Genomic DNA, 9,841 nt, shown 5'->3' on the forward strand with positions numbered 1-9,841 from the left:
GATGCGCCTTGATCCCATGCCAAGGATTGAACGCTGTCTGATCGTCGAGCACCCGCGCTCTGCCCCAAGTCCAGCTCGGCTGTGGCGCAATGCTGATGACCGCGACCGCAACATAGGGATTGTCCTCGTCAGGCCAGGCAACCGACGCATCCTCGATCGGATTGGCAGCAAGATCACGGGCAAGCTGAACGCGTATTTCCCATTCACCGCCTTGCGCCGCCAGCAGGCTGGCAATCTCTTCGCGCAGCGCATCGTCACGACCGGCGATGTCGATTTCCTGATCTTCGAGCGCCTTGAAATTCTCTGAGAGCGGGACGACGCCAAGTTTGGCGATATAGTCGCCATAACGGATCGGCGCCTGGGTGAAGAAGCTCTCGCCAAGGGGGTGGGTGTGGCGATGGCCGCCAAGCTGTTCGAGCAAGGCACTCTCCCCGCCCAGTGCTTCGACGCCCTTCTCGGCCGTTCGAAAGACGGCAGATACTGCCTTCTTGAGTCCTTCGACCTTGTCGGTGGTCTTGGCGAGCAGCTTCAGGTTCGCGAGGAACTTCTTTGGACCCGGGGTCGGAAAGGCAACACCATTGGCGAACAGGAAGTCCTGTGTACTGTCGCCTTCGCTCCCTGCCAGCCGCTCGCCTTCGACGCCGACGAGCTTGATGGCAAAGCCACGGATCAATGAGACGCTGTCAGGCAATATATCGCCAGCACCAGTGGATATTCTTACCAAAGCATCAAAGCTCTTCGGCTCGGCAAAAACGCCTTGCGCGTAGTGAGGCGGCAATCCTTCAAGCACGCGAACGCGCGCCTGAAGGAGGGCATGGCTCTTGGCATGGACACCGCGAAACCCGTGGCCCAGATCACGATATGTGGTCTCGATGATCTGGCGGAAAGTGTCCGCCAGTTCGGCATTTACGTCCGCCTCATCCTGGTCAATCCGCTCGATGTCGGTCGTATAGGGGATCGGGCTGCTCATCGGGCCTCCGGCGATAGTTTGAAACATCTCAATCCGGGCGCGCGTTGTCGCGATCCTCGGCCGGATAATCCTCGGGTTTTACCGTGCCGACATTGGGCCGGTCCTCCACCTTTTCGGAGGGTTTCCCCTTGGGCCGATCATCCTCAGCCTCATGGTCCGGACGGGCATCGCCGAGCGGTCCTCGCGCTACTCTACTGGTATCCTTGGACATTCTGGCCTCCTATTGCGCACTGCCGGGCTCAGCCATCTTGCGATGCTGCTCAGCCAAAAACGATTGTCGCACTATACCCGCTGCTGCGACCTGCAGCTTGTTCGAAAAGCCCGAAACGATATGGCCCTTTCCCGCCAAGAGCGCGTCCCAGCCATCCTTTGCAACCTTGGCCGGATCGGCCTTGTTGTCGTCGGCACCCACTGAAGTGTCGGTTCCCAGGCCGGCGCGGTCGAAAAATTCCGTATCGGTCACGCCGGGCATCAGCGTCGTCAGCGTGACGCCCTCATGATCCTTGAGTTCATTGCGCAGCGCTTCGGTGAAATTGTCGATGAAAGCCTTGGTGCCGTTGTAGACCGCGTTGAAGCTGCCGGGGATGAATCCAGCGATCGAGCCAGTGACGAGGATCTTTCCCGCATCGCGCGCCACCATCGGACTGAGCACCTTGTGAAGGAGGTAGATGGTCCCGGTGATGTTGGTGTCTATGACATGGCGCCAATCGGATAGCTGCTGGTCGAGAAACGCATGTCCCAGGCCATGCCCGGCATTGGCGCAGAGCAAGTCCACCTGTCGCCCGCCGGCACGATCGAGCAATTGATCGACGCCCTGTACGGTAGAAAGATCGACCTCGAGCGTATCGACCGCGACACCAAAACTTGCGAGTCCAGCCGAGGCATCGGCAAAGGGCGTGTCGGCAACCACGAGGAGATCATAGCCATCTGCGGCCGCCAGTTTTGCCAATTCAGCGCCAATCCCGCTGGACGCGCCGGAGATGATTGCGAATTTACTAGCCATGTCTTTTCTCCTCACGCCGCAACGCGATCAAAGGCGGGCTTCAGCACGATCTTGGTCACTTCATTCTGCTGGTCGTGGAACATCTTGTAGCCCATGGGAGCATCCTCCAGCCCCATCCGATGCGAAATGAGGAAGGTCGTGTCGATCTTCCCTTCGACGATCGCATTCAAAAGTGCGGGCATATAATGCTGGACGCTGGTCTGGCCGGTCTTGAGCGTCAGCCCTTTCTCCATGAAGGCGCCCAGCGGGAATTTATCGACAAAGCCGCCATAGACGGCCGGCATGGAAACGCGGCCGCCCTTGCGGCAGGCATGGATCGCCTGTCGGATCGAATGGGTTCTGTCGGTACCAAGAAACATCGACGCCTTGATCTGATCGACCACATTGTCGAGGAAGAAGCCGTGCGCTTCGAGGCCAACGGCGTCGATGACTGCGTCGGGACCGATGCCGCCAGTCATCTCCATCAGCGCCTCATATGTCTTCGTTTCTTCATAGTTGATGGTTTCCGCGCCGAAGCGCTTCGCTAGCTCAAGGCGATGCGGGAAATGGTCGATCGCGATCACCCGATGCGCGCCCATCAGGAAGGCGGACTGGACCGCGAACAGGCCGACCGGTCCGCAGCCCCAGACCGCGACGGTGTCGCCCGGCTCGATATCGGCATATTCGGCCGCCTGCCAGCCGGTTGGGAGAATATCGGAGAGGAAAAGGACCTGGTCATCATCCAACCCATCGGGAACGACGATCGGCCCGACGTCGGAAAATGGCACACGGACATATTCGGCTTGCCCACCTGCATAGCCGCCGGTCAGATGGCTGTAGCCGAACAGTCCGGACATTGGTTGGCCATACATTTCCCGGCCGATATCCTGATTGTCGGCGGGATTGCCGTTATCGCAGGCGGAATATTGATGCTTGCCGCAATGGTAGCAGTTCCCGCAGGCGATGGTGAAAGGCACCACGACCCGCTGCCCCTTCTTCAACGTCGATTTTGCACCGGTCTCGACCACTTCGCCCATGAACTCATGGCCAAGGATGTCGCCGGCTTTCATGGTCGGGATGTAGCCATCATAAAGATGCAGGTCCGAACCGCATATGGCGGTCGAGGTGATCTTGATGATGGCGTCGCGCGGATTGAGGATTTCAGGGTCGTCGACGGTATCGACGCGGACATCATGCTTGCCGTGCCAGGTTAGCGCGCGCATCAGTTCTTCTCCTCGGCAAATTGCTGTGCTGTGCGGGCGGCAGTGGCGACCTCGCCGGTTTCCATGAGCTGCTTGAACCGCCGCAGATCGCGCCGCGCCTGAATGGCCGGTTCGCGCTGGAACATCTTGGCGACGATCTTGCCGATGAAGCCGGCGGGCGGATCATAGGTGATGGTAGCCGTGACGATCGTGCCGCGCTCGCCCGCGTCGCGAAATTCGATTCGACCGCTATTGGGGACGTCAGCGCCTTCGACAGAAGCCCAGGCGATCAGCTCACCGTCTATCTCTTCGGTGATGACCGCGTCCCATTCTACGGTCTTTCCCGCCGGCGCCTTCACCACCCAGTGGGAGCGTCCAGCGGCGAGGACGTCCACGCGCTCCACATTCTCCATGAAGCTGGGCAGCCGGGTGAAGTCGCGCCAATAGGCAAAAAGTTCGGTGCGAGTGCGATTGATGGTCACGGACTTGCCAATGAGGCTTCCATGATCCGCCCCCTCGATTGCGGTTGAAGCCTCTTTCTTCTGCTCGTTCGACTTTGCTGTGGCCGCAGGGGCATCGTCTGTCGCATGACTCATGGGCATAGCTCCTTGGGCATGGGAAATAGGCTGCGCCAACATGGATGGGCGCAGCAAAAGCGAGCCTTGGTCTCGCCGCTACTCAACGCGACTGCCGCAGCAATAGTCCCATAAACACGGGGATAAATCTTATTGATGGAGATCAGTGTTGGAGCCACAGCGGGCGCCGGGTTGCGCGATAAACGGCCGCACGAGGGTCTTCAGGCGTGAATGCCCTGCTCTCTGGCACTGGAACGGACGGTAGCCTGGACCGTTCGCCTGGGCGTCCCCCACCAGTCGAGGAGTGATCCATGAAAACCGTGATATTCGTCCATGGCATGTTTCAAAATCCTGTCAGCTGGCGCAAATGGACCCACTATTTCAGCGAGAAGGGCTATGAGTGCGTGGCACCGGCCTGGCCGCTTCACGCAGGAAACCCACTCGATCTGCGTGAGAACCCGCCTGAAGGTCTGGGCGACCTTCGCCTTCGCGAGGTGATCGAAGCGGTCGAGGCCCAGGTGCGTCGTTACGACCTGCCGATCATGATCGGTCATTCGGTCGGCGGGCTCATCACCCAGATCCTGCTCAGTCGCGGATTGCTGTCGAGCGGCGTTGCCATCAATTCGGTCGCCCCCAACGCAATTATCGATCTCGATTGGGGCTTCATCAAAAACAGCGCGATCATCGCAAACCCTCTGAAGGGCAATGCGCCTGTGCTCATGGACGAGAAGACCTTCCGTGATGCGTTCGCCAATAGTTTGAGCCCACCGGACGCAGCAGCCGAATTCGAGGCGACGGCGACGCATGACAGCCGCAACATTCTGCGCGATTGCATGGGCGAAGATGGCCGGATCGATCTCGATGCGCCGCACGCGCCCCTGCTGCTGATCGGCGGTGAAGAGGATCAGATCATTCCCGCACATCTTAGCGAGAAAAATTTCAGGGCCTACACGGACGTAGCGAGCCTGACGGAGTTTCTGCCCTTCGCCGGCCGCAGCCACTATATCTGCAATGAACCGGGCTGGCAGGATGTCGCGGAAGCCGCCTACCAGTTTATCGAGCCCAACAGCGCCGCAACCAGCGCCGGCGCGATCATCTGATAGCCCCCGCCGGCCCGAAGGCGAGCGCCGTGCGAACCGGCGCAGACTTGTCCATTCGACCCCGGACCGCTGCACCCGGGGTGTTACGTGGCAATCTTTACCGACGGTCCGCGAGCCAGCAAGCCGTCACCCAAAGGATCATGAGGATTGGAAGATGGTCATGGTGCGGAACAACGGACTGACGCTCGTCCTGCTGTTGTTGTTTGGGGCGAGCATTATCGGACAATGGATCGCGGGCTGGCATGTTCAGGTCGAAGATGCGCACCGTCATGGCGAACAGGCGCTTTCGCTCAGCGCCTACAGCTTCAGCCCCGAATTTCTCTCCAGCGTCTTTGAGAATTGGGAGAGCGAGTTCCTGCAAATGTCAGCCTATGTGGTGCTGACCGCTTTCCTCGTCCAGCGCGGTTCGGCCGAATCCAAGGACCCGGACGGCCCGCCGCGAGACGCAGACCTCGATCTCCAGGCGAGCAAGCCCGGTGCACCGAAAATCCTGCGATGGGGGCCAATCTGGCGCGCTCTCTATGCGCAATCGCTCGGCCTGGCTCTGGCCGCCCTTTTCGTCATCTCTTTTGTCATCCACTGGAGCCAAAGCGCCAGGGTGGCAGCGCAGGATGCAATAGCACATGGAGAACAGCCGCTGACAACGATAGCCTATCTCGGCGATCCTCAGCTTTGGTTTGAATCCTCCCAAAACTGGCAAAGCGAATTTCTCTCGACTGCCGTTCTGGTGCTTCTATCCATTTTTCTGCGCCAACGGGAATCGCCGGAATCCAAGGCTGTAGCAGCCCCTCATAGTCAGACGGGCGAGTAAGCAGATGTGGATGGCTCCATACTCCCGGCCTCCTTCCTTTTTGCGAGTCGTTAGCGAGGAACCATAATTGGTGCCGACTGCTTCATTGGCCATCACCCCATAGGAGAATTAGGATGGCCGAGCCGCAATTCACCGATGCGATCGCCCTGTTAAAGGCCGACCATCGCAAGGTCGAGGATCTGTTCGAGAAGTTCGAGAGTGCCAAATCCGCAGACCGCAAGCAGGCGCTGGCGCACGAGATTTGCGTCGAGCTCAAAATCCACACGCTCATCGAGGAAGAAATCTTCTATCCCGCCTTCCGCGGGTTGATCGAGGACGACACGCTCGACGAAGCCTATGTCGAACATGATGGCGCCAAAGTGCTGATCAACGATTTGGAGGCCGGGTCGCCAGACGACGCTTTCTACGATGCAAAGGTCAAGGTGCTTTCGGAAGAAATCAAGCATCATGTCCATGAGGAGGAAATGCCGTCGGAGGGCATGTTCGCTCAGTGTCGGAAGACGGATGTCGATCTTGTGGCACTCCGCGACGCGATGGCTGCACGCAAGAAGGAATTGCTTGCGCAAGCAAAGGCAGACGGGCTGCCCGCTGCAAAGCCGACAGCTGTGAACCTGCTCGCAGCCTAATCAGCCGGTAAAACGCAATGGGCCGGCGTCTGAAAATGGCGACGGCTCATGTCTTGCAACCGCCATCCGACGCGATCCTTCACAGGAGCGGTCAGCCTCTCCGTGTAGCAAGACTCCGCCTGAAGAGCGCTGGCGACATCTCCCCCGATATACTTGCAGATGGCGCTGGCGAGTTCCAGGCCGTCCCCGGAAATTGGGGGAAGGATATGTTACAGCAGCAATGCCCCTTTCCGCCATGTCGAGGCCGCGATCTGCGCTCACATTCCGGCACAGATATGGGCGGTATCGTAAAGGTCGTGAAGAAACCTCATTTGCTCCGCCTCTCGTCAAACTCCGCCGGTGCCGCGGGCCATTCTCCCTCGGGAAGCGGTGCCAAACGATCGAACCACGCGCGTGAGCGCAGCAGGGTCAGCCGAGCACTGGCAAAGTTCATATCCGTCCAATCCACAGCGCGAAGCTCTTCATCCACGCCCGCCCAACCGCCAGACGCAACCACGACGTAACTTACCCTGCCGCTCTCGCAGGACACGAGGGCTTCGACTGCATGTCCGATTGTCTCGCCTTCAGCATCAACGACCGGCATGCCAGCGACGCTCGTCGCGGTGAAAAGCGTTGGATAGAGGGACCGCTGGCTTGCCAGGGTGGCGGACTTACCGCCATCTTCATAGGCGCGCTGCTTGCCAAGCCAGCGCCAGACGCCAATGAGATTGACCAGAGTTAGAAATCCGTTGGTGGCAAGCAGATTCGTCTGTCCCGAAGAGAAACCGACTATCGACCAGGCGATCGATCCCAAGGTGAAGACCCCGAAACCCCAGCCCGTGACGCGTGCGCCCAGATTGGCTGCGGTCATCATGGCCGCAATCATGGTGGCGGCAGGGGCAATCCAACCGGCGAGATCTTCCAACTCTGGTAGCTCCATGATCAATAGGTGAGAAGCGACCAACGCGAGGCGGTCTAGCTGGTGCCGGATCGAAGGCAGATTTCTGAGATTTCTCTTTGCATATACGGCGGCAGCGGTTTTGCCGAGCAGGGGCCGTACCAGGCCCGCGAGAATAAGCTCCGCTGGTGGAAGGGGCATTTGGCGATGGTCGCGATCAAAAACGCTCCGAACAATTCATAACACGGCGCCCAACGCCTGAGCGCTCCGTGTATGACTCGCGTAATTCCGGTGCCAGTGTCGATCGGCGTTCCTGCGCAAAGGTAACTGAGGGTCATAAAGCAGGAGATGGCGCTAGTCCGCTTCAGTCGATGCTGCGCAATTGGCGATCTGCCTCGTACGCATCAGTCGATAACAGTGGAACCTCACGCGATGTCGCGCGCTCCTCTGATCTCAACAAGGAAGCAGGTTATGATCACGGAAATCATCGGTGCGGTCATAGGGTCAAAGCTGGACCAGCGGGACGGCGACAGCGGCGCGAAGGGAGCCGTTATCGGTTACTTCATGCCGCGCATTGTCGGTACTGTGGTAAAGGTCGGTCTGCTGACCGCCATTGGGTACGGCGTTGTGAAAGCTGTTCAGGGTTTCGAGTCAGAAAATGATGCAAACTGCTGATAGCTTGGCAACAGTGCTGCGCTGAGCCATTCGCCGGAGGCACGCGCTGCCGATGTACGGAGTGTCAAATCTTCGAGGTGGTGGTCATGGAAGAGGATTATGCGCGTGGCCGCCGGGATGGTCTGAGGCTGGCCCTGTCGATCCTGGCGGCAGAAGAGGCGAAATGGGCAGCTCTGCTGGGCGAGAGCCGATCATGGCGAACCAACGTCACGCGTGAGGTTCGGCACAAGACATTGCAGGTTGCACAACAGCGGCTGCGTACTGCGCTAAACCGCCTGACGCCCAAATCCGACCAGGCCCTGGACCCCGAGGTCGCTCGGGCACTCGAGGAGATCGGGCTCTAATCCTGATCCTGTCATGACCCACCACAAGCTGAAGCTTTCCTGGAAAATCTGCACTGGCTGCGGACCCTCGTTCATCTGGCGCACGAGATGGACGCGGTATTGGGCGCGGGTAGATTCTGTTCCGAGCGTTGCTGCCCGCCTGGCACCGCCTCAGGCCGGGCACCATCCTTACCTGACCCGATGACCTCTGACATTGCCCTTGAGCGGATAGAGAATGCGCGAAACAAGGTTTTACATTTGCTCGCCGCCGCACGGGCCAGGCGACAATCTGTCCAAGCGAGGTCGCACGGATGGTTGCCGGTAAAGCGAACGCTGATCCCAAAGGGCCCTCGTGGCGTGAAGAAATGCCGGTCGTCCACGCCGCAATCGATCAGCTAGTAGCCGAAGGGTTGGTCGAACTGAGTTGGAAGGGAAAAGTCATGGCGTCGCGCGATGGTCCCTATCGGATCGGCCGTATGCAACCCATGAGGTGAAATCTGCTCAGCGCATGAGGCCCGCAGCCCGGAGCGCATCGTGGATGACTTTTTCTACGCCTGCCTTCCCTGACATGGTCGGGCATGAAGGTTCGGAGGGCAACGCTTCCAATCGATTTACCTTTGATACCGGCAGACTCGGTGTGCCCTCCCGAGCTTTGCCGACCGATTGCGCGACAGTGCGCTCCGTGCCAGCTATTAACAGGTTCCAGGACGATGCGATCCTGCGAGTGGATGAGATACCCGCTTCGAGCATATGCGGCATTGCCATGCCGCAAGCATCCGGCCCGCTCGTGGAGAGTGGTGTGCCGTGGCCCATCTTGGCAATGCGATAATCCTCGATAAGCGGGCGTCCGACTGCATCGTTCCAGGAGCGCCTGCGGTGGCCCGCTATCTGCTCTGAAACGTCCGGTGCCGGCTCAAGACCGTGGACCGACAACCACTGAGCAAGAATTGCCTCTGCATTGGAACTGCTGACTGTCGCATCGGCGCTGCCGTGCCATATCGAAATGCGTGGCCAGGGGCCGGAATGGGCCGACGCGCGACGGACCCGATCACCCAGATCCTCCGCGTCGAAAGCTCCACATCCGCGCATGGTTTCAAGCGCCTGCGAGATATTCGACGCCAATCCGTACGGCAGGCCGGCGATGATCGCGCCGCCCGCAAACAATTCCGGGTAGCTGGCAAGCATGACAGAGGTCATTGCGCCCCCTGCTGAAAGACCTGTCACGAATATGCGCGACGGGTCGACCCCATGGCTATTCACCATCGCCATGATCATCTGTCGGATGGATAGCGCCTCGCCCAGATCGCGGCCATTGTCTGTGGGAGAGAACCAGTTGAAACAGAGATTGGGGTTGTTTGCGCGTCGCTGCTCTGGAAATAGCAGCAGGAAACCGTGCTCATTTGCTAATTGTGACCAGCCCGCGCCGCGATCATAGCCTTCGGCGGTTTGCGTGCAGCCATGCAATATGACGACCAGCGCCGGTTTCTCAGCAATCTTCTCGGGCACATAGATTTTGGCGTTCAACGCGCCTGGGTTGGTCCCAAAAGCATCGAGGTCCACCAGGCGACTGGGACCAGCGGATAGAGCCTGGAGCGAGTGGCTGGCTCGCATGGCTGCCAATCGGGCGATTGTAGCGGATAATCTAGACATACGAAAATCTCCTATCCTGCAACAGCAGCGTAAGCGATGTTCTCAGCCCA

The 9,841-nt window shown here is 59.3% G+C and carries 14 protein-coding genes; 7 read left to right on the forward strand and 7 right to left on the reverse strand.

The window, feature by feature from the left end; translation table 11 throughout:
- The 5 genes from B2V90_RS19985 to B2V90_RS20005 form a co-directional block, all read right to left on the reverse strand.
- Positions 1 to 970 (reverse strand): catalase family protein (locus tag B2V90_RS19985; protein ID WP_293922946.1); only part of this gene is annotated, 970 nt, incomplete at its 3' end.
- Positions 971 to 998: 28 nt separating this feature from the next.
- Complete coding sequence (locus B2V90_RS19990) at positions 999 to 1,181, reverse strand: hypothetical protein (RefSeq protein ID WP_026109641.1); 183 nt, start codon at positions 1,179 to 1,181, stop codon at positions 999 to 1,001.
- A gap of 9 nt (positions 1,182 to 1,190) precedes the next feature.
- Positions 1,191 to 1,973 carry an SDR family NAD(P)-dependent oxidoreductase gene (locus B2V90_RS19995; protein ID WP_026109640.1) on the reverse strand — a complete coding sequence of 261 codons (783 nt, stop codon included), beginning with the start codon at positions 1,971 to 1,973 and terminating at the stop codon, positions 1,191 to 1,193.
- A gap of 11 nt (positions 1,974 to 1,984) precedes the next feature.
- Positions 1,985 to 3,175, reverse strand: a complete 1,191-nt coding sequence (locus tag B2V90_RS20000; protein WP_017503305.1) for a zinc-dependent alcohol dehydrogenase — start codon at positions 3,173 to 3,175, stop codon at positions 1,985 to 1,987.
- Positions 3,175 to 3,750, reverse strand: a complete 576-nt coding sequence (locus B2V90_RS20005) for an SRPBCC family protein (RefSeq protein WP_017503304.1) — start codon at positions 3,748 to 3,750, stop codon at positions 3,175 to 3,177. The genes B2V90_RS20000 and B2V90_RS20005 overlap by 1 nt, the downstream gene beginning before the upstream one ends.
- Positions 3,751 to 4,040: 290 nt before the next feature.
- Here B2V90_RS20005 and B2V90_RS20010 point away from each other — a divergent pair, with 290 nt between their 5' ends.
- The 3 genes from B2V90_RS20010 (at position 4,041) to B2V90_RS20020 (ending at position 6,266) form a co-directional block, all read left to right on the forward strand.
- Positions 4,041 to 4,829, forward strand: coding sequence for an alpha/beta hydrolase (locus B2V90_RS20010; RefSeq protein WP_017503303.1), 789 nt, complete (start codon positions 4,041 to 4,043; stop codon positions 4,827 to 4,829).
- Between the two features lie 160 nt (positions 4,830 to 4,989).
- On the forward strand, positions 4,990 to 5,640 hold the full coding sequence (locus B2V90_RS20015) for a DUF6766 family protein (RefSeq protein WP_293922948.1): 651 nt from the start codon (positions 4,990 to 4,992) through the stop codon (positions 5,638 to 5,640).
- Between the two features lie 113 nt (positions 5,641 to 5,753).
- Complete coding sequence (locus B2V90_RS20020) at positions 5,754 to 6,266, forward strand: hemerythrin domain-containing protein (RefSeq protein ID WP_293922949.1); 513 nt, start codon at positions 5,754 to 5,756, stop codon at positions 6,264 to 6,266.
- 307 nt (positions 6,267 to 6,573) lie between these two features.
- Here B2V90_RS20020 and B2V90_RS20025 read toward each other — a convergent pair whose 3' ends face one another.
- A complete protein-coding gene (locus B2V90_RS20025; RefSeq protein ID WP_017503141.1) occupies positions 6,574 to 7,344 on the reverse strand; it encodes a PRC-barrel domain-containing protein in 771 nt (256 codons plus the stop codon).
- Between the two features lie 270 nt (positions 7,345 to 7,614).
- Here B2V90_RS20025 and B2V90_RS20030 point away from each other — a divergent pair, with 270 nt between their 5' ends.
- The 4 genes from B2V90_RS20030 to B2V90_RS20040 all read left to right on the forward strand — a co-directional run bounded on the left by B2V90_RS20030 (position 7,615) and on the right by B2V90_RS20040 (position 8,635).
- The gene (locus B2V90_RS20030; RefSeq protein ID WP_017503140.1) at positions 7,615 to 7,818 is read left to right on the forward strand and encodes a hypothetical protein; all 204 of its coding nucleotides are present in this window, start codon (positions 7,615 to 7,617) and stop codon (positions 7,816 to 7,818) included.
- Positions 7,819 to 7,904: 86 nt separating this feature from the next.
- Positions 7,905 to 8,162, forward strand: coding sequence for a hypothetical protein (locus tag B2V90_RS20035; protein WP_017503139.1), 258 nt, complete (start codon positions 7,905 to 7,907; stop codon positions 8,160 to 8,162).
- 13 nt (positions 8,163 to 8,175) lie between these two features.
- The gene (locus B2V90_RS23205) at positions 8,176 to 8,346 is read left to right on the forward strand and encodes a DUF2256 domain-containing protein (RefSeq protein WP_375188345.1); all 171 of its coding nucleotides are present in this window, start codon (positions 8,176 to 8,178) and stop codon (positions 8,344 to 8,346) included.
- 82 nt (positions 8,347 to 8,428) lie between these two features.
- A complete protein-coding gene (locus B2V90_RS20040; protein WP_293922950.1) occupies positions 8,429 to 8,635 on the forward strand; it encodes a DUF3253 domain-containing protein in 207 nt (68 codons plus the stop codon).
- 7 nt (positions 8,636 to 8,642) lie between these two features.
- Here B2V90_RS20040 and B2V90_RS20045 read toward each other — a convergent pair whose 3' ends face one another.
- Positions 8,643 to 9,665 (reverse strand): alpha/beta hydrolase family esterase, encoded by a 1,023-nt coding sequence (locus B2V90_RS20045; protein ID WP_349681227.1) that lies wholly within the window; start codon positions 9,663 to 9,665, stop codon positions 8,643 to 8,645.
- Between the last annotated feature and the right edge of the window lie 176 nt (positions 9,666 to 9,841).

This window comes from Sphingobium sp. UBA5915, assembly GCF_002431195.1.
Classification (GTDB): domain Bacteria; phylum Pseudomonadota; class Alphaproteobacteria; order Sphingomonadales; family Sphingomonadaceae; genus Sphingobium; species Sphingobium soli.

Excerpts from the sequence above, each read along its gene's own strand:
- B2V90_RS20010 (WP_017503303.1), top strand. The coding sequence starts at position 4,041 with ATGAAAACCGTGATATTCGTCCATGGCATGTTTCAAAATCCTGTCAGC.
- B2V90_RS23205 (WP_375188345.1), top strand. The coding sequence starts at position 8,176 with ATGACCCACCACAAGCTGAAGCTTTCCTGGAAAATCTGCACTGGCTGC.
- B2V90_RS19995 (WP_026109640.1), bottom strand. The coding sequence starts at position 1,973 with ATGGCTAGTAAATTCGCAATCATCTCCGGCGCGTCCAGCGGGATTGGC.
- B2V90_RS20000 (WP_017503305.1), bottom strand. The coding sequence starts at position 3,175 with ATGCGCGCGCTAACCTGGCACGGCAAGCATGATGTCCGCGTCGATACC.
- B2V90_RS20030 (WP_017503140.1), top strand. The coding sequence starts at position 7,615 with ATGATCACGGAAATCATCGGTGCGGTCATAGGGTCAAAGCTGGACCAG.
- B2V90_RS20035 (WP_017503139.1), top strand. The coding sequence starts at position 7,905 with ATGGAAGAGGATTATGCGCGTGGCCGCCGGGATGGTCTGAGGCTGGCC.
- B2V90_RS20015 (WP_293922948.1), top strand. The coding sequence starts at position 4,990 with ATGGTGCGGAACAACGGACTGACGCTCGTCCTGCTGTTGTTGTTTGGG.
- B2V90_RS20025 (WP_017503141.1), bottom strand. The coding sequence starts at position 7,344 with ATGCCCCTTCCACCAGCGGAGCTTATTCTCGCGGGCCTGGTACGGCCC.
- B2V90_RS20005 (WP_017503304.1), bottom strand. The coding sequence starts at position 3,750 with ATGAGTCATGCGACAGACGATGCCCCTGCGGCCACAGCAAAGTCGAAC.
- B2V90_RS20020 (WP_293922949.1), top strand. The coding sequence starts at position 5,754 with ATGGCCGAGCCGCAATTCACCGATGCGATCGCCCTGTTAAAGGCCGAC.
- B2V90_RS19990 (WP_026109641.1), bottom strand. The coding sequence starts at position 1,181 with ATGTCCAAGGATACCAGTAGAGTAGCGCGAGGACCGCTCGGCGATGCC.